Annotated in this window: 19 protein-coding genes and 1 pseudogene; 10 read left to right on the top strand and 10 right to left on the bottom strand. The window is 64.0% G+C overall.

The features are described 5' to 3' along the window. Positions 1–16 precede the first annotated feature (16 nt). The 7 genes from PVV74_RS11325 to PVV74_RS11295 all read right to left on the bottom strand — a co-directional run bounded on the left by PVV74_RS11325 (position 17) and on the right by PVV74_RS11295 (position 7,032). A complete protein-coding gene (locus tag PVV74_RS11325) occupies positions 17–616 on the bottom strand; it encodes a superoxide dismutase (RefSeq protein WP_103764037.1) in 600 nt (199 codons plus the stop codon). Positions 617–860: 244 nt separating this feature from the next. Continuing rightward, on the bottom strand, positions 861–1,430 hold the full coding sequence (locus tag PVV74_RS11320; RefSeq protein ID WP_274593258.1) for a sarcosine oxidase subunit gamma: 570 nt from the start codon (positions 1,428–1,430) through the stop codon (positions 861–863). Next, positions 1,423–4,449 (bottom strand): sarcosine oxidase subunit alpha family protein, encoded by a 3,027-nt coding sequence (locus PVV74_RS11315; protein ID WP_274593257.1) that lies wholly within the window; start codon positions 4,447–4,449, stop codon positions 1,423–1,425. The genes PVV74_RS11320 and PVV74_RS11315 overlap by 8 nt, the downstream gene beginning before the upstream one ends. Next, entirely contained in the window at positions 4,446–4,775 is a 330-nt protein-coding gene (locus PVV74_RS11310; protein WP_103764101.1) for a sarcosine oxidase subunit delta, read from the bottom strand. Before PVV74_RS11310 ends, PVV74_RS11315 begins: the two co-directional genes overlap by 4 nt. 156 nt (positions 4,776–4,931) lie before the next feature. Next, positions 4,932–5,165 (bottom strand): hypothetical protein, encoded by a 234-nt coding sequence (locus tag PVV74_RS11305; RefSeq protein WP_103764040.1) that lies wholly within the window; start codon positions 5,163–5,165, stop codon positions 4,932–4,934. A gap of 219 nt (positions 5,166–5,384) precedes the next feature. Further along, positions 5,385–5,723 carry a hypothetical protein gene (locus tag PVV74_RS11300; RefSeq protein WP_274593256.1) on the bottom strand — a complete coding sequence of 113 codons (339 nt, stop codon included), beginning with the start codon at positions 5,721–5,723 and terminating at the stop codon, positions 5,385–5,387. Positions 5,724–5,787: 64 nt separating this feature from the next. Further along, the gene (locus tag PVV74_RS11295) at positions 5,788–7,032 is read right to left on the bottom strand and encodes a sarcosine oxidase subunit beta family protein (RefSeq protein ID WP_103764102.1); all 1,245 of its coding nucleotides are present in this window, start codon (positions 7,030–7,032) and stop codon (positions 5,788–5,790) included. A gap of 236 nt (positions 7,033–7,268) precedes the next feature. On the opposite strand from PVV74_RS11295, the gene ccmI reads away from it, so the two are divergent. Genes ccmI through PVV74_RS11280 form a run of 3 tightly spaced genes read left to right on the top strand, consistent with a single transcriptional unit; the run spans position 7,269 to position 9,213 of the window. Then, positions 7,269–8,507 (top strand): c-type cytochrome biogenesis protein CcmI, encoded by a 1,239-nt coding sequence (gene ccmI / locus PVV74_RS11290; protein ID WP_274593255.1) that lies wholly within the window; start codon positions 7,269–7,271, stop codon positions 8,505–8,507. After that, on the top strand, positions 8,504–8,980 hold the full coding sequence (gene ruvX, locus PVV74_RS11285) for a Holliday junction resolvase RuvX (protein ID WP_103764042.1): 477 nt from the start codon (positions 8,504–8,506) through the stop codon (positions 8,978–8,980). The genes ccmI and ruvX overlap by 4 nt, the downstream gene beginning before the upstream one ends. Next, the gene (locus PVV74_RS11280; RefSeq protein WP_103764043.1) at positions 8,977–9,213 is read left to right on the top strand and encodes a DUF1289 domain-containing protein; all 237 of its coding nucleotides are present in this window, start codon (positions 8,977–8,979) and stop codon (positions 9,211–9,213) included. The genes ruvX and PVV74_RS11280 overlap by 4 nt, the downstream gene beginning before the upstream one ends. A gap of 271 nt (positions 9,214–9,484) precedes the next feature. On the opposite strand, the gene PVV74_RS11275 is transcribed toward PVV74_RS11280, so the two are convergent. Both PVV74_RS11275 and dusA read right to left on the bottom strand, forming a co-directional pair. Continuing rightward, complete coding sequence (locus PVV74_RS11275) at positions 9,485–10,267, bottom strand: hypothetical protein (protein WP_274593254.1); 783 nt, start codon at positions 10,265–10,267, stop codon at positions 9,485–9,487. Next, entirely contained in the window at positions 10,264–11,259 is a 996-nt protein-coding gene (gene dusA / locus PVV74_RS11270; protein ID WP_274593253.1) for a tRNA dihydrouridine(20/20a) synthase DusA, read from the bottom strand. The genes PVV74_RS11275 and dusA overlap by 4 nt, the downstream gene beginning before the upstream one ends. A gap of 590 nt (positions 11,260–11,849) precedes the next feature. Here dusA and PVV74_RS11265 point away from each other — a divergent pair. From PVV74_RS11265 to PVV74_RS11245, 5 genes are read left to right on the top strand one after another with little or no spacing between them, the layout of a single operon-like run. Beyond that, on the top strand, positions 11,850–13,889 hold the full coding sequence (locus tag PVV74_RS11265) for a TonB-dependent receptor plug domain-containing protein (protein WP_274593252.1): 2,040 nt from the start codon (positions 11,850–11,852) through the stop codon (positions 13,887–13,889). A 13-nt stretch (positions 13,890–13,902) separates the two neighbouring features. Beyond that, positions 13,903–14,454: a hypothetical protein gene (locus tag PVV74_RS11260; RefSeq protein WP_103764047.1), complete on the top strand. Its 552-nt coding sequence runs from the start codon at positions 13,903–13,905 to the stop codon at positions 14,452–14,454. Continuing rightward, the gene (locus tag PVV74_RS11255) at positions 14,451–15,194 is read left to right on the top strand and encodes a hypothetical protein (protein WP_274593251.1); all 744 of its coding nucleotides are present in this window, start codon (positions 14,451–14,453) and stop codon (positions 15,192–15,194) included. The genes PVV74_RS11260 and PVV74_RS11255 overlap by 4 nt, the downstream gene beginning before the upstream one ends. Further along, the gene (locus tag PVV74_RS11250; protein WP_274593250.1) at positions 15,158–16,441 is read left to right on the top strand and encodes an ATP-binding cassette domain-containing protein; all 1,284 of its coding nucleotides are present in this window, start codon (positions 15,158–15,160) and stop codon (positions 16,439–16,441) included. Before PVV74_RS11255 ends, PVV74_RS11250 begins: the two co-directional genes overlap by 37 nt. Continuing rightward, positions 16,434–17,039 carry an energy-coupling factor transporter transmembrane component T gene (locus tag PVV74_RS11245; RefSeq protein WP_274593249.1) on the top strand — a complete coding sequence of 202 codons (606 nt, stop codon included), beginning with the start codon at positions 16,434–16,436 and terminating at the stop codon, positions 17,037–17,039. The genes PVV74_RS11250 and PVV74_RS11245 overlap by 8 nt, the downstream gene beginning before the upstream one ends. 174 nt (positions 17,040–17,213) lie before the next feature. On the opposite strand, the pseudogene PVV74_RS11240 reads toward PVV74_RS11245, so the two are convergent. Further along, positions 17,214–17,417, bottom strand: a pseudogene (locus PVV74_RS11240) (integrase core domain-containing protein); the annotation flags it as partial. A 203-nt stretch (positions 17,418–17,620) separates the two neighbouring features. Here PVV74_RS11240 and PVV74_RS11235 point away from each other — a divergent pair. Together PVV74_RS11235 and PVV74_RS11230 are read left to right on the top strand one after the other, a co-directional pair. Then, positions 17,621–18,325 (top strand): ABC transporter ATP-binding protein, encoded by a 705-nt coding sequence (locus PVV74_RS11235; RefSeq protein ID WP_425061833.1) that lies wholly within the window; start codon positions 17,621–17,623, stop codon positions 18,323–18,325. A 7-nt stretch (positions 18,326–18,332) separates the two neighbouring features. Continuing rightward, positions 18,333–20,699, top strand: coding sequence for an ABC transporter permease (locus PVV74_RS11230; protein ID WP_274593247.1), 2,367 nt, complete (start codon positions 18,333–18,335; stop codon positions 20,697–20,699). Positions 20,700–20,707: the final 8 nt, after the last annotated feature.

The following is a 20,707-nucleotide window of genomic DNA, read 5'->3' as shown; positions in this document are numbered from 1 at the left end:
CATTTGTCGCCCGCGCTTACATGCGGCTTGCGACGTTTTCCCAATTGACGAGGTTGTCGAGGAAGTTCGCCAGGTAATCGGGGCGCTTGTTGCGGAAGTCGATGTAGTAGGAATGCTCCCACACATCACAGCCCAGCAGCGCGGTCTGATTGAAGCAAACGGGGTTCACGCCGTTCTCGGTCTTGGTGACCTTCAGGCTGCCGTCGGTGTCCTTGACCAGCCACGCCCAGCCCGAGCCGAACTGACCGCCACCGGCGGCCTTGAACTCGTCCTTGAACTTGTCGACCGAGCCAAAGCTGTCGTTGATCGCCTTCTCAAGCTCACCCGGCATCTTGCTGTCGTTCGGGGTCATCATTTCCCAGAACTGGTTGTGATTCCACAGCTGGCTGATGTTGTTGAAGATGCCCGACTGCGCCACGGCCTTGGGATCATAGGTGCCCTTGATGATCTCTTCCATGGACTTGCCGTCCCACTCGGTTCCCTCGATCGCCTTGTTGCCGTTGTTGACATAGGCGTTGTGGTGAATGTCGTGGTGGTATTCCAGCGTCTCCTTCGACATGCCTTTGCCGGCAAGCGCGTCATGTGCGTAAGGAAGGTCGGGAAGTTCAAAAGCCATTTCGGGCCCCCTTTTCTTTGAGGTGATATTTCGCGACTACATGGTAGCGTTAGGGGATCAACGTCAAGGCTGTTGTTTTGTTCCTGCGCTGCGGATGGGCTGTGCGTCGGCGCAGAAGTGCACACGCCGCGCACGTGCCAGACCGCAGATTGGCGAACGCGCAGTCTGCGTAGGGTGGGTTTTAAACCCACCACACCGAACCTCGGAAACCCCACGCGCCCCGTCACCCGGGACGCGTGACCGCTTACGCGAAAAGCCCCGTCTCGCCGCCCGGCTCCGCCGCGTCCTTGAGCAGGTTAAACGCATACTCCGCGACCGACCGGAAGCAGACCACCCGGATCGTATCGGCATCCTGCATCCAGAACGCCGCCGCGATCTGCGCCATGCGCGTCCGCCGGATCATACCCGGCTCGAACGCGCCGGGTGTCATGTCCACCGGGCACAGCTTGGCGATGATCTCGCGCGCCGCTTTGCCCTTCAGCTGGAACACAGCCCGCGCGTCCGACACGTTCACGGCCAGGAAGTGCTCGCCGCTCAGCGCCTTCTCGACTGCCGCCAGCGCATCCCCGACGCCCTCATAGGGCACCATCAACAACAACTCGTCCGGCGACATCCACGCCGCGCCCTTGTCGCCCGACACCGCGATCTCGCGCTGCCCCGGCAGGTCCACGCCGCAAGCCTCCTTGACAGCTTTCTTCATCTTGGCCGAGGACAGATCCCCGCGCAGCGTGATCATGCCCACCAGGCCCATCTCGCGAACCTCGACGTAGCCTTGATAAACTGCGCCTTGCAAAGCACTGACAGCCTTAGACATTCTGCTTCTCCCCTTCAGGGTCGTAAAAGACCGCGCTGACGATCCGGGTGGGCACCGTGGTGCCGTCGACCTTGGCGAACTCGATCACCTCGTCCATCCGCTCGGTCCCGTGTTTCACCAGGCCCATGGCAATGCCACGATCCAGCGTCGGCGAATAATAGGTCGAGGTCACCCGCCCCTGCACGTTGCGCTGCCCGTTGGCGTTGTCGCCCTCGGCCACGCAATAGGCGCCATCGGGCAGGACCGATCCGTCGACCGTCTGCAAGCCCACCAACTGCCACCGCTCGGGGTCGGCCATATGACTGCGCTGTTGCGCCCGCTTGCCGATATAGTCGTCCTTCTTCTTCGAGATGGCCCACTGCATGCCAAGGTCCTGCGGAATCACCGTGCCATCCGTCTCGTCCCCGATCATGATGAACCCCTTCTCGGCCCGCATCACGTGCAGCCCTTCGGTGCCATAAGGCATCACGCCGAACTCCTTGCCGGCCTCCAGCAGCTGATCCCAGAACGCCCGGCCCTGGCTGGCCGGCACGGCGATCTCGTAGGACAGCTCGCCCGAGAACGAGATGCGGAACACCCGCGCCTTCACATCGCCAAAGTCGATGTCCTGCCACGCCATGAACGGCAGCGCCTCGGCGCTCAGGTCCACATCGGTCAGCTTCTCCAGCGTCTTGCGGGCTTTCGGCCCGACGACGCCGATCTGCGCATACTGCTCGGTCACGTTGGCGACATAGACTTTCCAGTCCCACCACTCGGTCTGCAGCCACTCTTCCATATGCGCATGGATGCTGTCCGCACCGCCCGTGGTGGTGTGGCACAGGAACGTGTCCTCATCCAACCGCGCCACCACGCCGTCATCCATCAGGAATCCGTTCTCGTTGCACATCAGGCCATAGCGGCAGCGCCCCGGCTTCAGCGTGCTCATCATGTTGGTATACAGCATATCGAGGAATTTCCCCGCATCCGGCCCCTTCACGATCAGCTTGCCCAGCGTGGACGCATCCAGCAGCCCAAGGCTCCCGCGCGTCTGGTTGATCTCGCGCTTCACCGCGGCACCGATCTCCTCGCCCGGGCTCTGGCGGAACGTGTAGGGACGCCGCCAATGGCCCACCGGCTCCCAATAGGCACCGTTCGCCTCGTGCCAGTCATGCATCGGCGTCTTGCGCAGCGGCTGGAATATCTCGCCCCGCGCCTCGCCCGCGATCGACGCCATGGAAATCGGCGTATAGGGCGGGCGGAACGTGGTCGTCCCAGTCTGCGGAATCGGCTGGTTCAAAGCATCCGACAGAATCGCCAGACCGTTGATATTGCTCAGCTTGCCCTGATCCGTCGCCATGCCCAGCGTGGTATAACGCTTGGCATGCTCGACGCTTTCATAGCCTTCGCGCGCCGCCAGTTGCACGTCGCTGACCTTCACGTCGTTCTGGTAATCCAGCCACGACTTCATCCGCAGCTTTACGTTCGCGCCCTGCGGCATCATCCAGATCGGCTGAATGAGGTTGCTCTGCACGCCCTCGGCCTTCGGTTTCTCCGCCTTCTTCGGTGTCTTACCCACGGCCTTGGCCGCCGCGCGACCGGCCTCCTCGGCATCGGCCAGAACCGCGCCCAACTCCAGTTCGCCGCTGGCCGTCCCGGCGGTCGAGACATAGGCCTCTCCCGCCGCCCCTGTGGGTGCCTTGTCCGGGTCAGGCCGGAACATCGCCTGCTGCTCGTCCCAGATCAGCTTGCCACCGCAATGCGACCACAAATGCACCACCGGCGACCAGCCACCGGACATGGCAACCGCGTCGCACGCGATCTCTTCCAGGACCGAGCCTTCGCCGGCTTGTGCACAGATACCCACACCGGTCACGCGCTTGCCGCCCTTGACCTTTGCGATGCCCTTGCCGGTTTCCACGCGAATGCCCGCCGCCTTGGCCTTTTCGGCCAGCACACCCGCGCCCGCTGCCCGCGCATCGATGATCGCCGGCACGTCCAGACCGGCCGCCTTCATCGCCAGCGCGGTCAGGTAGGCGTCGTCGTTGTTGGTCACGACAACCGTACGGTCCCCGACGGAAACCCCATAATTTACGACGTAATCGCGCACCGCCGAGGCCAGCATCACGCCGGGCACATCGTTCCCGGCAAAGCTCAGCGGGCGTTCGATCGCGCCTGTCGCGGTCACGATCTGGCCTGCGCGAATGCGCCACAAACGGTGCCGCGGGCCTTGTGCCCCAGGGTTGTGATCGTTCACCCGCTCGTACCCCAGGATGTAGCCGTGATCGTAAACGCCCGCGCCCATCATACGCAGGCGCATCTCGACATTGGGCATATCGTCCAGCTCGGCGACCAATTCATCCACGAACTTATCCACAGGCCCATCATTGACAGTCGCATTGTAAAGCGGACCATCCACAGGCGTCCGTCCGCCCCAGGCGGCGGTCTGCTCCATCAGCAGCACCTTGGCGCCCGCAGCGCCCGCCGCGCGGGCCGCCATCAGCCCCGCGACACCGCCGCCGATCACCACCACGTCATAGAACGCGTAAAGATGCTCGTACTTGTCGCCATCCTTGTCCTTGGGCGCCTTGCCCAGACCCGCCGACTGGCGGATGAACGGCTCATAGACGTGCTTCCACAAGGGGCGCGGATGGATGAACATCTTGTAGTAAAAGCCCGCCGGCAAAAACCGCGAGAACTTGGTGTTGATCGCGCCCACGTCGAACTCAAGGCTCGGCCAGTGGTTCTGGCTCGTCGCCTCCAACCCGTCGAACAGCTCGGTCGTCGTGACACGCTGGTTCGGCTCGAACGTCTCGCCCCGGCCCATGTTGACCAGGCCGTTGGGCTCTTCGCCGCCCGACGCCACGATCCCGCGCGGGCGGTGATACTTGAACGACCGGCCCACCAGCATCTGGTCATTGGCCAGCAGCGCCGACGCCAGCGTGTCGCCCTCGTACCCCTTCAACCGCTTGCCGTTGAAGGTGAATTCCATCGCGTTCGCCTTGTTAACAAGACGCCCGCCATTCGCCAGACGCGTGCTCATGAAAACTCTCTCCAGCTCCAGCCCGGCACCTTGGCCGAGATCTTGTCCTTGATGTCCTTCGGCGGCTCGGTGGTCTGCGCGGAATAGGTCCCGTACACCTCCAGCGTCACCGTGTTGCGCGCGGCGTGAAACCACTTGCCGCAGCCGTTGGTGTGGCGCCAGCGCTCAAGGTGCACGCCCTTGGGGTTTTCGCGCTTGAAGAGGTACGCGTGAAAATCGTCATCGCTGGATTCCGGCCCAAACCGCTTCAAATGCGCTTCACCGCCCCCCGCGAACTCGGTTTCCTCGCCCTTCACCCCGCAATAGGGACATTCCAGGATCAGCATGCCATCCACCTTTCCATGTTGCGTGCATCCCGCACGACGTCGATTCCGCGTGCATCACGCACGACTTTGACTCCGCGTGCATCACGCACGACAAGGGCGGGCGCCGCGTGGCACCCGCCCATAAGGTTGCGATCACGTCCGCCTGCGCGGACCGCGTTATTCTGCGACAGCTGCCGTGCTTGCCACGTCGTCGGCCGGCTCGTCCGGCACGATGAAGCCTTGCGGCACATCGGACAGGTCCGGCACGGTGCCGTTGCCCAGCGAGCCGGCAAAGACCAGCGCGCCCAGCGCGACGACGACGACGAGAACCCAGAAGAGACCCGCGCTGCCCGCGTCATGGACGGGCATGCCGTAGCCGCGCCGTTGCTGCCATCGTTCGTAGTCAGACATCTCTCGAACTCCTCATGGTAGGAGTTCAAGCATGCGCCCGTCCGAGCTTGCGCGGAAGGACCGGCAAAACCCCGCGCAGGGTTTGGGCCGGTTCCCGCAACTTCTGCGCGATTGCATGGGCCGCTTTCCGCCACCTGCGGACGCAGCGACACAGGGGCGTCACACGCCCCTGCATCCAAACAGGTCGTAGACAGGCCGCCGGTTACGGCCCCGCGACCGTTATTGCTGGGTTTCGCCTTCGACGTTTTCGGCAGCGTCTTCCACGTCTTGGGCAGCGCCTTCGACGTCGTCCGCAGCGCCTTCGACAGCGTCAGCCGTGTCTTCCGCGGCGTCAGCGACATCATCGGCCGCCCCGTCCGAGGTCTCGACCGACACGTTGACGTCGGACGATTCTCCCCCGCCGGCCGTGTCCCCGCCACCGCTGTCACCGAACATGACCCAAGCGATGAGACCCACGGCCACGACAAGACCGCCCACGATGAAAGCCATGGTTGCGCCGCCGCCTCCACCGCCCGATTGCTGCGGCGGCGGGGTATGATTGTTGTTATGATCGGACATGTCGGTTCTCCGTTCCTTTTGGATTCCGACACCCCAACGCCCGATATGCCAAGGCGGTTCCCCATCAGTGCGCAACCCCGGCGGCGACGCTCTCGTCGATGAAGCGACCCTCGTAGAACCGGTCCAGCCCGAACTCGTCGGTCAGCGGCGAATATCCCTTCGCCATAAGCTCGGCAAAACCCCAGCCCGAGCCCGGGATCGCCTTGAACCCGCCGGTGCCCCAGCCGCAGTTGATGAACACGTTGTCCACCGGCGTCTTCGACAGGATGGGCGACCGGTCCCCGGTCATGTCCACGATCCCGCCCCACTGCCGCAGCATCTTTAGCCGCGAAATCATCGGGAAGGTCTCGATCAGAGCGCGCACTGTTTCCTCGATATGGTGGAAACTGCCCCGCTGCGTGTAGTTGTTGTAATTGTCCGCGCCGCCGCCGATCACCATCTCGCCCTTGTCCGACTGGCTCATGTAGCCGTGCACCGTGTTGGCCATCACCACCACGTCCATGCAGGGCTTGATCGGCTCGCTGACCAGCGCCTGCAGCGCCACGGATTCGATCGGCAGGCGGAACCCGGCCATGTCGGCCAGGTGCCCCGAATGCCCCGCCACCACGATGCCCAGCTTGTCGCAGGCGATGTCACCCTTGTTGGTGCTCACCCCCGTGACCTTGCCGCCCTCGGTGCGGATGCCGTTGACTTCGCATTTCTGGATCACATCCATGCCCATGGCCGAACACGCCCGCGCATAGCCCCAGGCCACCGCGTCGTGCCGCGCCGTGCCGCCGCGCGCCTGCCACAGCCCGCCCAGCACAGGGTACCGCGGGCCCTCCAGGTTGATGATCGGGCACAGCTCTTTCACGCGGCTGGGGCTGATGAACTCGGTCTTCACCCCCTGCAATGCGTTGGCATGCGCCGTCCGCTCGTAGCCCCGCACCTCGTGCTGGGTCTGCGCCAGCATGATCACGCCGCGCGGGCTGAACATGATGTTGTAGTTCAAATCCTGGCTCAGCGTCTCATAGAGGCTGCGCGATTTCTCGTACATCGCGGCCGACGCATCCTGCAGATAGTTCGAGCGGATGATCGTCGTGTTCCGGCCCGTGTTGCCCCCGCCCAGCCAGCCTTTCTCAAGGATCGCCACGTTCCGGATCCCATGGTTCTTGCCCAGGTAATAGGCCGTCGCCAGGCCGTGCCCGCCCGCGCCGATGATGATCGCGTCGTATTTCTTCTTGGGCTCCGGCGAGGCCCAGGCCCGCTCCCATCCCATGTGATATTTCAGCGCTTCTTTCGCGACGGCAAAGGCGGAATAACGTTTCATCAGGCGGGTCTCGCTCATGGCATGGATAGGGTCCGGCCCGGGGGATTCGCCCCCGCGCCGCGTCATTGCCCCGGTATGAAACAATGTGGCGTTGACGCCGACACCTCATGCGGCACGAATGGCCTGATTTGCGACATGCCGCCGCCGATCCGCCCCTGCGACACCAAGGGCGACCACTTGCCCCTTTCGGTTTGCCCGCCCAATCGTTAAATCACCCCCGAAGACAGGGAGATCACATGACATTCTGGGTGCTCGCCATCGCCTTGGGCCTGATCTGCGCCGCCATCCTGGGGCAGGTGCTGATGCGTGGCCGCGTGGGCGACGCGCCGCCCGCCGCCTATGACCTGCAGGTCTATCGCGACCAGCTGAAAGAGGTCGACCGCGACCTCGCCCGCGGCGTCATCACCCCCGAGGACGCCGAGCGCACCCGCGCCGAGGTCTCCCGCCGCATCCTCGCCGCCGATGCCCAGCTTCAGGCCACCGGCCAGGCCGGCGCGCAACCTGCGCTTCCGGGTAAACTGTTCGCCTCGCTGGCCCTTCTCGGCCTCGTCGGCGGCGCCGGCTTGCTCTACGCGCAGATGGGCGCACCCGGTCAGACCGACCTGCCCCGCACGGCACGCCTCGCCGCCTCGGAAGCGGCCCGCGCCAACCGCCTGCCGCAGGACGAGGCCGAGGCCCGTTTCGAGGCGTCTCAGCCCGTCACCCCCGACATGGGCGAGGTCGATCCGCAATATCTCGAACTGATGGACCGCTTGCGCGAGGCCGTCGAGAGTCGCCCCGACGAGCTCCAGGGCTACGTCCTGCTCGCGCGGAACGAAGCCGCGCTCGGCAATCTCTCGGCCGCCGCCAAGGCCAAGACGCGCGTGATCGAGCTCAAGGGCGACGCAGCCACCGCCGCCGACTACGCGGAACTCTCGGACATGATGATCTCCGCCGCCGGCGGCTACGTCTCGGCCCAGGCCGCCGAGGCCATCCGCGCCGCCCTCGCCCGCAACCCGAAAGAGCCGCGCGCGCGCTACTACATGGGTCTCTACATGATCCAGGTCGATCGCCCGGACATCGCCTTCCGCACCTGGGACACCCTCTTGCGCGAAAGTACGGCAGATGCCCCCTGGACCGCCCTCATCCGCCCCCGGATCGAGGAACTGGCCTGGCGCGCCGGCATAAACCGCTATGAGCCGCCCGCCGAAAACGCCGCCCCCGGCCCCTCGCAGGGCGACATCGACGCCGCCGGCGACATGAGCGCGCAGGACCGCGCCGCCATGATCCGCGGCATGGTCGACCGCCTCGCCACCCGCATCGACGAAACCGGCGGCACCCCGGACGAATGGGTGCGCTTGTCAAACGCCTACGCCGTCTTGGGCGATTTCGATGCGGTGCGCGACCTCATCGCCCGCGCCCAGGACCGCTTCGACGACCCCACTGTGATCGACACCATCACCAACGCCGCCAAGCAGGCCGGCTTCTCCGAATGATCGTCGAGGATTTCGCCGCCTTCGCCGCCGCCCTGCCCGGCTTTCGCGCCCTTCTCGGCCTCGACCTCGGCACAAAGACAATCGGCGTCGCCGCCTCCGACGCGCTCCTCTCATCCGCCAACCCGGTCGAGACCATCAAGCGCACCAAGTTCACCGCCGATGCTGATCGTTTGCTGGCCATCGCCACCGACCGCAACGCCGCCGGGGTAATCCTCGGCCTGCCCCGCAACATGGACGGCTCCGAGGGTCCGCGCTGCCAATCCACCCGCGCTTTCGCCCGAAACCTCGCGGCGCGCACCGATCTGCCCATCGGCTTCTGGGACGAGCGCCTGTCCACCGTTGCGGCAGAAAGAGCACTGATCGAGGCCGATTTGACCCGAAAGCGTCGCGCAGAGGTGATCGACGCCGTCGCCGCCGCGTATATCCTGCAAGGAGCGCTGGACCGAATCCGCCACCTGAAAGCCGAGACATGAACGACAACCCCGTCTGGAACCGCAACGAGATCGAGAGCCCCTGCGTGCGCATCTGCGTCGTTCATCCCGAGGCGCGGATCTGCACGGGGTGTTATCGCACCATCGACGAGATCGGCCGCTGGTCCAAGATGACGCCCGACGAACGCCGCGAAGTCATGGCCGACCTGCCCGACCGCGCCGCCACCCTGACCAAGCGCCGTGGCGGCCGCGCCGCCCGGCTGAAGCGCGGCTGAAAGGGCCACACGGACGGTCCCCCTCAGCGCACCGAAAAATTGCAATTTTTCGGTCCGGAATTTTGCAAAATTCCGCGCCCCGCTCCGGCGTCACACCCAAAGCAACTCGTCAGGATACCGCCGCAACGACTGCGCCCCGGCAAACGCACCGAACGCTCTGTTCATTTCACCTTTCGGCCCATGCCACCGTCGCGATACCACTGAGATACCGACGCGATACCGACACGCTTTTTGCAGTTTTCCCTGTGTTAACCTTCGAGTCGCCCAGTTCTCAGGGCGCGGTCAGCCACTGATCCCCCAGGATCGGCCATTCGGGCCTGAAATAGACGATCATCCGCCCCTCGTCCGGTGCCTCGGCGCCATCCTCCCACGGTGCCACGCCATGCAAGGCCAGCCGGTGAACGACATAGGCCTCCCCCGGTTTCGCCGGCAGCAGAACCCTCTCGCAGGTGTCGAAAACCTCGCGACGCGCGGCCTTGTAGATATCCGTCAGGTCGACCCTGCCCCACGCCTCGGGCGGCACGCCTTGCAATGCCTCAGAAAAGGCCGTGCGCATCACTTTATGACTGCCTTCCCAGACACTTAACGGGCTGGCCCCGGCCCCGCATTCCGTCAACGGCAACCCCAGGATATAGGCGTGCCGCTCCTTCAGAAACCGCCGCCTGTCCGGCCCTTCCAAGAGCAACCCGTCCACATGCGCCGCGTCCCGCCGCAGCCTGTAGCCAAAGGCCGCTTCCCCCTCGCCGTCCTTGGGCCTGGGATAGCCCGGATACATGACCGACACCTGCCCCCGATGCAGCGGCAGGCGGCCATAAAGCTCCGATACAGCCTCCCATGCGTCCCCCGTCAGCGGGCCGGCCTCGCCCACGGTCCCGTCGGGCGCGTTCGGCAGCGTATCGACCCCCACGAACCACGTGCCGTCGCAATACAACCAGCGCTGTTCCTCGGGCGCCTTAACCCTCTCTTTCGCAATGGAAAACGCCGCCTCAGCCCAGGCCGCCACGGAAGGATCAAACCCGAACCGCGCCCATCCTTTCTCAAGGAAATCCGTCACGCCGCGATCCCCGTCACCTGCGCCAGCGCCTCCTCCACCAGCGCCGTTCCGGCCCCCGGTTTGGTGGCGTTTTCCGACAGCACCCGCCGCCACGCCCGCGCCCCCGGCTGCCCGGCGAAGAGCCCGAGCATGTGCCGCGTCACCTGGTGCAGCTTACCCCCTGAAATTAAATGGTTTTCGATGTAGGGCAGCATGGCATGCACAGCATCCTCCCCCGTTCGATCCGGGCCTTGGTCGCCAAAGACCCGCCGATCCGCCGCCCCCAAAACCTCCACGGGCCGATGGTATGCCGCGCGCCCCAGCATCACGCCGTCTAACCCGGCCTCCAGGTGGCCCACGGCTTCGTCCAGCGTCTCCACCCCGCCGTTGAGCGAGATGTGAAGCCGCGGAAACTGCTCTTTCATGCGTGCCACCAAAGCGTAGTCCAAGGGCGGAATATCCCTGTTTTCCTTGGGGCTTAGCCCTTGCAACCAAGCCTTTCGCGCATGGATTGTAAAGCGCCGCACACCCGCCGCGCTGACCCGCGTCAGAAAGTCGGGCAAAACCGTCTCGGCCACCTGTTCATCCACGCCGATCCGGCATTTTACCGTTACCTCGGTGTCCACCGCGCCGATCATCGCGGCGCAGCAATCGGCTACCAGGTCAGGCTGCTTCATCAGCACCGCACCGAAGGTCCCCGACTGCACCCGGTCGCTGGGGCAGCCCACGTTGAGGTTTATTTCGTCATATCCCGCCACGGCCCCCAGCCGCGCCGCCTCGGCCAATTCGCCGGGCGCCGATCCGCCCAACTGCAAAGCCACGGGATGTTCCTCGGGCGCATGGTCCAAAAGATGCAACGCCCCACCGCGCACCAATGCCGGCGCGGTCACCATCTCGGTATAAAGCAGGGCGTTCCGCGACAGTTGCCGATGCAGGAACCGGCAGTGCCGATCGGTCCAGTCCATCATGGGTGCCACGGCAAGCCGGGATGCGTATTTTACCTTTGATTTCATATCCTTGGCTAATACCTCAATTTGCAGCCACTCGCAGGGTTTTCAAGTGATTCCCGGAGGTTTTCCTCCGTTTCCCTGGATATTCCAAGATCGCTTGTTACCGGGTAGCAACATACGCCGCCCGCGTCACGTCCGAACCAGAGCCCCACCAGGTACGAACTGTCTGGCCGATTTCGGAACCGTCTCAACTTACCCTACTCGGCCGGTTTCCGACCAGATCGGAACGACACCAGATCCTCGATGTTCAGCAAGAGAGGGGACAGTAATGTCTCATACGACCCAAGTTAGCTCTACAAATTTGCTCAAGCAAATCTCGCGTGAACGCGCAGCCGGCTCTCCCTTTCCCGCACTCGCAGGAGTCATCCGATGCTTCAGGAACCGTAGTGGCGAATAGGATCTGAGCATTGAGACCGTCGGAAATGGGGGTCTCAGACGCAGCGGTTTCCAATTCAGCGCCTGACAACCTCGGTTCGGAACATCGATGCGCTGTTCACTTGCTCGACATTCATGTTGTTTTCTATCACAAGAGATTCGGAAATAATGCAGTTAAATGTAAAAATTGCAAAATCTCGGGACGGGGGAATGCGTAAATGGGGAACGGGATCAGGAAAACATCAGCTTGGGTGATCTCACTGGCGGTCGCCGCTGTCGGGACATTTGCATCGGCCCAAGAGGAGCCGTTCGAGCTTCCCGAGATCGTTTTGCCACCTGCGGGTGGGGCCGGCCCGATCAGCGAGGCTGCATCGACGAAGCAGGTCATAACTTCCGAAGAGTTCGAGCGGCAGGGCGCACGTACGCTCGGCGAGGCGCTCGATCTTGCCAACGGCATCAACGTGCGGTTTGGCGGCGACGGGACGCGCCGCATCGATATTCGCGGTCTTCGCACCCGCCAGGTCCTGCTTCTCGTCGATGGTGTGCCGGTACGTTCCAGTATCGATGGGCAATTCGATCCTGACCGTTTCGCCCTCGGCGGCGTGGACAGGATCGAAATCACCCGCGGGGCATCGTCCGTGCTGTATGGTCCAGGCGCATCCGCAGGCGTCGTGAACCTGATCACCAAGGACGGTGGCACAGGCCTTTCCGGCAGTTTCGGCGTCGCGACGGGCACCGGGGGCACAAACCAGGTTGAAGGCTCCATCGCTTACGGCTCGGATCGTGGCAACCTTCGCTTCAGCGGAACGTGGAGCGGGCGCGACGACTACCCGCTTTCGGACGATTTCACCGCGACACCGGTTCAACCGAATGGCGACCGGATCAACAGTGACCGAGAAGAGACCAAGCTTTTGGCAAGTGGCGTCTACCGGCTCAACAGTGACACATCAATCGGGTTCAGTGCGACCTATTCCGAAGGTGAATACGGCAAGCCGCCTTCGATCTATGACCGTGCGGTCGACGATTTCGCAAGTCGTACGCGGTTCGAGCGTGTCGAGAATTACTCGGTACGCGGCTTTCAGATCGTCGGAACGCACCAGGTCGGAACTCTCACCTTCACGCCGCGCCTCTATTATTCAGAAGAGCAGGAATTCACGAAGAGCTACGACGACGCCGGCTTCGACACGCAAACTGCCGCGGGGTCTTTCACCGAAGACGCGACCAGCACGATCTGGGGAAGCCAGTTGCTCGTGACCTCCGACCTCAACGGCGCAGGTCAACTTTCGGGCATGCTTGGCTATGAGCATCAGGATTGGTCCGCCAGCGGGATTGAACGAGTCTCCGGCGGCGGAGGCGGCGGAGGCGGCGGAGGCGGCGGAGGCGGCGGAGGCGGCGGAGGCGGCGGAGGCGGTGTAACGCAGCAGCCCATTAACACAAACGCTTCTGCCGAAATACTGAGCGCCGGTATCGAATACGAATTTCGCCCCGTCGATCCGCTCGGCCTGGTTGCCGGGCTCGGCTATGCTCAGCAAACTAGGAACGGCCAAACAGATGGGGACACCTATTACCGCATCGCTGCGACCTACGATCTCGACAGCCAAACCACGCTTCGCGCCCAGCATGCCCGAGAAATCCGATTCCCGACTTTGCGGGACCTTTTCGCCGCGGATCGTGGAAACCCGAACCTCGATCCGGAGCGGACGCTGCATTACGAGGTCGGCATCGACCGAAGCTTCGCCTTTTGGAACGCGACACTGTCCGCAAGCCTCTTTCAGACCGACGCCAAGGACTATATCGAGCGCGGCCCGAGCGGTCTGTCCGAGAACGTCGAGAAGCTACGGATGCGCGGGCTGGAAATCGACTATCGCGCCTCGCCGATTGAACCCGTGACGGTGGGTCTCGGCTACACATTTCTCGATGCCGAAAACCGCAGTGTTGCCGCGCCTTCCAGAGATCTGCAGAACCGGCCGAGGCACAAGTTCGTGCTGTCGGGCAGCTATCGCTTCAACGGCGGGACCCGCATTGATGCACAATATCTCGCGGTTCTGGACAACCTGACGCTCAACCGCAATGGAACGCAATCTCGAAACGTGGGGGACTTCCATCTGGTCGACCTCGGAGTCACGCACGCGTTCGAGGGACAGAACGCCGAAATCTATGGACGTGTCCGCAACCTCTTCGACGAGGATTACCAAGACAGCTACGGGTTCGTGCAGGCCGGGCGGACCTTCCAGGTCGGCGGGCGCATCCGCTTCTGAGAAAGTGACGGCCATGACAGGGCATTCGGACAAGGGATACATCGGCGGCTTTCGACTGCGAGAGGCGATGTTCCTCACGCTATGTACGGTTTTGCTGGTAAGCACGAAGATCTTTTTCCGCCTGAAGCTGGGCATTCCGGGACACAGCGCGATCTTTCTCGCGTTCTGCCTTGTCCTCGGACGCACGCTGGTGCCGCGCGGGCTTTCGGCGACGTTCGTGGGCGTTTTGGGCGGCCTGGCCATGATGGCACTCGGGCTGGGCAAGACCGGGCCGCTGGTCCTGCTTCAGACCGGCATGGCAGGACTGATGGTCGACGCGCTGGCAGCCCTCGGGTTGACAAGGCAGTTCTGGGGCGCGGCCCTGCTTGGGCTTGCCGCCGGTCTGGGACGCGGACCTGCGCAACTGGCACAGAACCTTCTGATTGGCATGGATTGGAATCTGGCACTGACCACGGCGGGGCTGAAACTGATCCCCGCGGCAATGTTCGGTTTGCTTGGCGGGGTTCTGGCCTTTCTCGTGGCACGGCGGCTTGAACGTGGCGGACTATCACCGGGGGTATCATGAAACACGTCTCACCTCTCGATCCGAGCCTTTTGCTGATCGGAGTCGAGGATACGGATGTCGAAGGGGCCGAACTTGGCACCGGCAAGATCACGCGGCGGCTGAAGGACGTCCTTCCGACCGGCGCCGAAATGGTCGGCGTGGTCCGGCATCAGTTCTTGATGGTTCCCGAGATTCCCTACACCTCCTGGAACAGCCCGGCCTGCGCCATCGTGCGCGTGTCCGATACGTCACTCGTGCCCGAGATCGCAGAGGCGACCCGCGACCATGTCCGCGCCCTGGCCTCCAACGGAAGCGATCCGGGCATCTGCCTTGGCCTCGTGCGGGACGTTGCACCCCGGGTAATTGAACATGGCGTCGATTGCCGGCGCCGCGTGCTGACGCAGGCCGACGCGATCCGCACCGGCAAAGGCCTGATCCTCGAGGGCCTGGGCGGCGACAATGGTGGCATAATCGGTGCGCTCGGTGCGGTCGGGCTTACCGCCCACGGCTGGTGCGGACGCTTCATCGAGGTAACGGCGCTGGAAGAGCGGCCGCTCGACAACTCGGTCGCAGACCTTGCCGAGTGCGGCGTGCGACTGGCCGTGATGGAGCGCGATGCGCCGCCGCCGCTGGATGAAGACCGGGTGATCGTGCCGGATCAGTTCCGCCCCGTGCTGATCGGCGGCGTCCCGGTTCTGATGGTCCACGAGGCCGCGCCGGGACGATGGGAGACAAAGCCCTGGCCGAAGCGCAACCATTGACGGCCGAACTGACGGTCCCGGGCGAGTTGACCTTGGTCGCGGGACCGACCGGGACCGGAAAGACGACGCTTCTTTCCAGAGCGTTGCGCGACTGGCGCGCGGCGCACCCGGCACGCTGGCCCGGTGCTGTTCTGCTTGGGCAGAATCCCGCGACACAGCTCGTGGGCGAGACCGTAGAGGAAGAGGTCGCCTTCGCATTGGTCGCAGCCCAGATGCCGGATGCGGAAATCGCCCGTCGCACGGCCCGCGCTCTCGCGACTTTCGGGCTGGACGACCGCGCCAAAGCCCGAACCGACGCACTTTCTATGGGCTGGAAATGTCGGACACTTCTCGGCGCGCTGCACGCGCTGGAACCCGATGCGCTTTTTCTCGACGAGCCTTACGCACAGTTGGACGACAGCGGGCGGAGGCGGCTCGACGCTGCGATCACCGAATGGCTGGGCCAAGGCCGTGCGGTCGTCGTCAGCGCGGCAGAGGCCCTGGAAACGGTGGGCGGGTTGCCTTCTGGCCGGACCCGCCTGCTCCATGCCGAGACAGGCCTTCGACCCGAGCCGGATCTTGTGGCCGGCTTTTGCGAAAAGTGGCCCGATCACGCCCCCGACACCCCAACAGGGTCTGCAGTTGAGCTACTGTCCTTCACGGCAGGTTACGAAGACACGGCGGCGGTTCTGCGCGACATCGATCTTGTCTTGCCGCCGGGCTCGATATCCGTGGTCAGCGGTGCAAATGGCTGCGGCAAGTCCACACTTCTGCGCGCGGTCGCCGGCGACATGCCGGCACTCTCGGGCACGCGGCGCATCCTGGGGCACGACATGGCAGGCGCGGGCAATCTGCCCCGGGAAACCGCGCTTGTTCTGCAAGATCCTGAACTGCACCTGACCGGCCGCACCGTGCGCGGCGAGATCGAAGTGGCCAGCGCCATTCCGAAACCGGGCGCCGAGACGTGCCTTCGCATCTTCGGTCTCTCGCAGTTCGCCGAGCAGGCTGCCCTTAACCTGTCACACGGCCAGAAACAGGCGCTGGTTCTGGCCTGCGCGGTTGCATCGATGCCCCGCCTTCTTTTGCTGGACGAGGCCTTTTGCGGGCTGGATGCCAGCGCTATGGCATCAATACTCTCTGCTCTTCGACGGATCGTGCACCGTACAGGGTTGACGGTCATTGCGGTTACTCACGATCCGCAAGGTCCTGTTCCGGACTTTGCCGATCGACACCTTCGCATGTCGAACGGGAAACTCATCGATGTCTGATACGCGCGGGCCTGCCACTGTCTGGACTCGCACACTGTTTCTCTGGATGGTCGCGCTTGCCATCGCACTGTTCGGCGTTCTGGCACCGGCGACCTGGCTGCCCCTGCTGAGTTTGCTCGCAACCGTACTATTCATCGCAACCGCGGGGCCAAGGGCCACGCTTCGCGACGCGCGGCCGTTGGCGTGGCATGCGCCTGTTCTGCTGCTCGGCATGCTGATCGTGAACGGCAGGGTCGACTGGGCCTTGGCGCTGGAGATCTCGGTCCGGTTCATGCTGACGGCCATGCCGATCTTCTGGCTGCATCGGCTGACGGCCCCGACCCACCTCTTGACGCTGTTTGAGCGCGTACTGCCGTTCAGACTTCGGCTCATCCTCCTGTTCGCCCTTCGGATTTGGCCCCTGCTATTGCGTGACATGAAGGACATCCTCCTCGTCGCCCGGTTAACCGGCACTTGGCCCGCCCGCCTGCGCGACGTCCGACCGCGCCACTTCGTTCATGCGCCCGGACGCATCATGATGCCCCTCGGGGTGAGAGCGATCCGTCTTTCCGACGATATGGCCCGCAGTCTCGAGGCGCGCGGCCTGGATCAATTGTGAAAGGGGAGAAACACAGCCGGTGCGAGCTTTGGCCAGCACCATGGATCAGCTGTCGTTTCCGGATAACAATGGTGATGCCTTACTGATCAGCCTCACTTGAGTGATCCAATTTGATTGTTAGTGCATGACTGGCCTTGGGTCCATCTGGACGATGGTTTCCGGGGCCGGTGGGCGTTAGCCCAGAGCACTGCGAGGGCGTTTTGTGTTGTAGTGTTTCCTCCATTCTTCGATCAGGATTTGGGCTTCTCGCAGGCTGTAGAAGACTTCACCGTTCAAGAACTCATCGCGGACCCGGGCATCGATGACATTGCCTGAGTTCAGCTTCCTATCCATGCGGATGGCCAGACATTCTCGGCTGTATTGAACGATGATGTTGAGCGTGTGAGACGACCAATATTGCGGCTACGAAGTACTCGATTGGTATTTGACGACAGCGCGGCCGCTCTTCGACTTCGCCAACCCGGAAATTTGCCGCGCTACTTCGAACGAGCCTTGATCAGGATCAATGCATATCGCTCGCCCTCGTCCATTTCATTGAGAGCCCAAGTGCTCGTTTGGGAAGCGGCGCGGAAAGGATGGCGATGGACAGCGTTTTTCGGACCGAAGGCCTGACGAAGGTCTACGACACCGGCACGCTGCAAGTGCGTGCCCTCGATGTCGTGGACCTCGAACTCTACCGCGGGGAAATCGCCGTTCTGCTGGGCCCGTCGGGCAGCGGCAAATCAACGCTTCTGAACATCCTGGGCGGGCTCGACCACGCCACCGATGGCCGCGTCTGGTTCCGCGATACCGAGCTTACGGGCATGAACGACAAACAGCTCACGCTCTACCGGCGCGCCCATGTCGGATTCGTTTTCCAGTTCTACAACCTCGTCGCCAGCCTGACCGCCTGCGAGAATGTCCAGCTTGTCACCGACGTCGCCCGCACGCCCATGCGCGCCGAAGAGGCGCTGGAGCGCGTCGGGCTCTCGCACCGCCTGCATCACTTCCCGGCCGAGATGTCGGGCGGCGAGCAACAGCGCGTCGCCATCGCCCGCGCCATCGCGAAGCGACCCGAGGTGCTGCTCTGCGACGAACCCACCGGTGCACTGGACAGCCAGACCGGCGTGCAGGTGCTCGAGGCCCTGCGCGAAGTGAACGAGGATCTCGGCACCTCCACGGTGGTCATCACCCACAACGTGGGGATACGGAAAATGGCGCACCGGGTGATCTGGTTCCTCGATGGCCGCATCGACCGCGTCGAAGAAAACGCCACCCGCGTCGCGCCGGCAGAGATCTCGTGGTGAGGCCGGCATGAACGCACTCGACCGCAAGCTCCTACGCGATTTCGTCCGGCTCTGGGAACAGGCGCTGGCGATCGCGCTGGTCCTGGCCTGCGGCGTGGCCATCCTCCTGGCAACCTTCGGCACCTATGGCGCACTGGACGAGACCCGCCGGGCCTATTACGAGCGCAACCGCTTTGCCGATGTCTTTGCGCATGCGGTGCGTGCGCCGCGGGCTCTGATGCAGGACATCCGGGCCATAGACGGCGTTCGTTCCGCCGAGGCACGCGTGTCCAATTATGTCATACTCGACGTGCCGGGACGGCAGGAAGCCGTATCCGCCTATCTTTTGTCATTGCCCCCCGACGGCACTCAGGCGCAGCTCAACATGCCGATCCTGCGCACGGGCCGTTTGCCCCGCCCCGAAAGGACGGACGAGGCCGCCGTCAACGCGCCTTTCGCGGCAGCCAACGGGCTGGAACCCGGCGACAGGTTTCATGCCAATCTGAACGGCCAGAAACGAGAAATCACCGTCACCGGCACATTGCTGTCACCCGAATTCATCTACACCATTGGCCCGGGCGCCCTGATGCCCGACAACGAGACTTTCGCGATCGTCTGGATGCCCGAGCGCACTGTCGCGGCGGCGTTCGACATGGACGGCGCCTTCAACGACGTCACTCTCAAGCTTGGTCCTGGCACGCCGGAGGCCCCTGTGATCGACCGGCTGGACGACCTGCTGGAGCCCTATGGCGGTCTGGGTGCTTACGGGCGCGACCGGCACCTCTCCAACAGCTTCATCGACAGCGAGCTTCAGCAACAGCGCGTCGCCGCGATGATCCTGCCGCCGATTTTCTACGCCATATCGGCCTTTCTCGTTGGTGCCGTCATCAGTCGGATCATCGCGCTGGAACGCAGCGAGATCGGTCTTCTCAAAGCCATTGGCTACTCGAACGTGCGCATCTGCCTGCATTACCTCATGCTGGCAGGGCTCATCGCCCTTGGCGGCACGCTGATCGGCTGGGGCGCGGGCACTTGGCTGGCGCGCGGCCTCGCGCGGCTCTATGCCGGGTTCTTCGACTTCCCCTTCCTGATCTACCACGTCAGTCTGGACGCTTATGCGTTGTCGGGCCTGCTCGCGATTGCCAGCGCGGCGCTCGGCGCCGCCCGCAGCGCCCTGCGCGCGGCACGCCTGCCACCGGCGGTCGCCATGGCGCCGCCCGCCCCGCCGCGCTTCAAACAGGGCCTGCTGGACCACGCCATTGCCGCGCTGCGCCTGTCGCAGCCCACGATGATGATCGCCCGCAGCCTGCTGCGCTGGCCTCTGCGCTCAGGCATCACGCTCTTGGGCATGTCCTGCGCGGTGGCCGTGCTGGTAGCCTCCGGTTTCTTTTCCGCCGCGCTCGACGCGTTGATGGACACCACGTTCGACCGCGCCAACCGGCAGAACGCCATGCTCCTGTTCGACCCGGACGTGCCCGAAACCGCGCTGACCGCCGTGGTCCGGCTTCCCGGAGTGCTGCGCGCGGAGGGGCAGCACTACCAGTCGGTCGTCCTGCGCCACGGACATCTCGAAAAGGAAACCGCAATCGAATCCCGCCGCCCGGGAACCGATCTTGCCCGCATCATCGCCCAGGACGGCGGCGTGATCGAACCCCCGAGCCAGGGCCTCCTGCTGTCGGAGCGTCTGGCCCGGCAGTTGGAGGCCGCGCCCGGAGACGTGCTCGAGGCGGAATTCCTCGGTGGACGCAACGAGTCCCATCAGATCCGCATCGCCGGGATCGTCACGCAGTATATCGGCCTCGACGCCTACATGGATCTCGGCGCGCTCAACACGCTTTTGCGGCAAGCGCCCCGTATCACCGCCGCCAACCTGCAACTGGACACGGCCGCACTGCCGGACCTGCACAAGGTACTCAAGGCAACGCCGGAACTCTCCGCGCTGGTCCTGCTCGACAAGGCGAAACGCGGCTTCGAGGCGACGATCCGCGAAAACCTGATGATCATGACCACGATCTACATGACAGTCGCCGTGCTGATCACCGCAGGCGTCAGCTACAACTCGGCCCGCATCCAGCTTTCCGAACGGGCCCGCGAACTCGCCAGCCTGCGCATTCTCGGCTTCAGCCGGGGCGAGGTCGCCTACATCCTGATCGGGGAAACCATGCTGATCGCCACGCTGGCGCAGCCGTTGGGCTGGCTCTTCGGGGCGGCGATTGCCGGTGCGCTGGCAAGGGGCTCCTCGAGCGATCTCTACGAAATCCCGCTGGTGCTGGAGACAGCAGGTTTTGCGCAGGCCAGCCTCGTGGTGCTGGCCGCGGCGCTGGCGGCCGCACTCGTCGTGCGCCGCCGCCTGGATACTCTCGACCTCGTGCAGGTCATGAAAACACGTGAATGAGGACAGCG

The sequence above is a fragment of the Roseovarius sp. SK2 genome (assembly GCF_028807495.1).
In the GTDB taxonomy this organism is placed as follows: Bacteria; Pseudomonadota; Alphaproteobacteria; order Rhodobacterales; family Rhodobacteraceae; genus Roseovarius; species Roseovarius confluentis.
Note: the sequence above shows the minus strand (reverse complement) of the source record. Positions and strands in the feature narration are given on the sequence as shown.

Excerpts from the sequence above, each read along its gene's own strand:
- PVV74_RS11255 (WP_274593251.1), top strand. The coding sequence starts at position 14,451 with ATGAAACACGTCTCACCTCTCGATCCGAGCCTTTTGCTGATCGGAGTC.
- PVV74_RS11260 (WP_103764047.1), top strand. The coding sequence starts at position 13,903 with ATGACAGGGCATTCGGACAAGGGATACATCGGCGGCTTTCGACTGCGA.
- PVV74_RS11310 (WP_103764101.1), bottom strand. The coding sequence starts at position 4,775 with ATGCTGATCCTGGAATGTCCCTATTGCGGGGTGAAGGGCGAGGAAACC.
- PVV74_RS11245 (WP_274593249.1), top strand. The coding sequence starts at position 16,434 with ATGTCTGATACGCGCGGGCCTGCCACTGTCTGGACTCGCACACTGTTT.
- ruvX (WP_103764042.1), top strand. The coding sequence starts at position 8,504 with ATGATCGTCGAGGATTTCGCCGCCTTCGCCGCCGCCCTGCCCGGCTTT.
- PVV74_RS11305 (WP_103764040.1), bottom strand. The coding sequence starts at position 5,165 with ATGTCTGACTACGAACGATGGCAGCAACGGCGCGGCTACGGCATGCCC.
- PVV74_RS11320 (WP_274593258.1), bottom strand. The coding sequence starts at position 1,430 with ATGTCTAAGGCTGTCAGTGCTTTGCAAGGCGCAGTTTATCAAGGCTAC.
- PVV74_RS11315 (WP_274593257.1), bottom strand. The coding sequence starts at position 4,449 with ATGAGCACGCGTCTGGCGAATGGCGGGCGTCTTGTTAACAAGGCGAAC.
- PVV74_RS11265 (WP_274593252.1), top strand. The coding sequence starts at position 11,850 with ATGGGGAACGGGATCAGGAAAACATCAGCTTGGGTGATCTCACTGGCG.
- dusA (WP_274593253.1), bottom strand. The coding sequence starts at position 11,259 with ATGAAATCAAAGGTAAAATACGCATCCCGGCTTGCCGTGGCACCCATG.
- PVV74_RS11235 (WP_425061833.1), top strand. The coding sequence starts at position 17,621 with ATGGACAGCGTTTTTCGGACCGAAGGCCTGACGAAGGTCTACGACACC.
- PVV74_RS11295 (WP_103764102.1), bottom strand. The coding sequence starts at position 7,032 with ATGAAACGTTATTCCGCCTTTGCCGTCGCGAAAGAAGCGCTGAAATAT.
- ccmI (WP_274593255.1), top strand. The coding sequence starts at position 7,269 with ATGACATTCTGGGTGCTCGCCATCGCCTTGGGCCTGATCTGCGCCGCC.
- PVV74_RS11325 (WP_103764037.1), bottom strand. The coding sequence starts at position 616 with ATGGCTTTTGAACTTCCCGACCTTCCTTACGCACATGACGCGCTTGCC.
- PVV74_RS11300 (WP_274593256.1), bottom strand. The coding sequence starts at position 5,723 with ATGTCCGATCATAACAACAATCATACCCCGCCGCCGCAGCAATCGGGC.
- PVV74_RS11250 (WP_274593250.1), top strand. The coding sequence starts at position 15,158 with ATGGGAGACAAAGCCCTGGCCGAAGCGCAACCATTGACGGCCGAACTG.
- PVV74_RS11280 (WP_103764043.1), top strand. The coding sequence starts at position 8,977 with ATGAACGACAACCCCGTCTGGAACCGCAACGAGATCGAGAGCCCCTGC.
- PVV74_RS11230 (WP_274593247.1), top strand. The coding sequence starts at position 18,333 with ATGAACGCACTCGACCGCAAGCTCCTACGCGATTTCGTCCGGCTCTGG.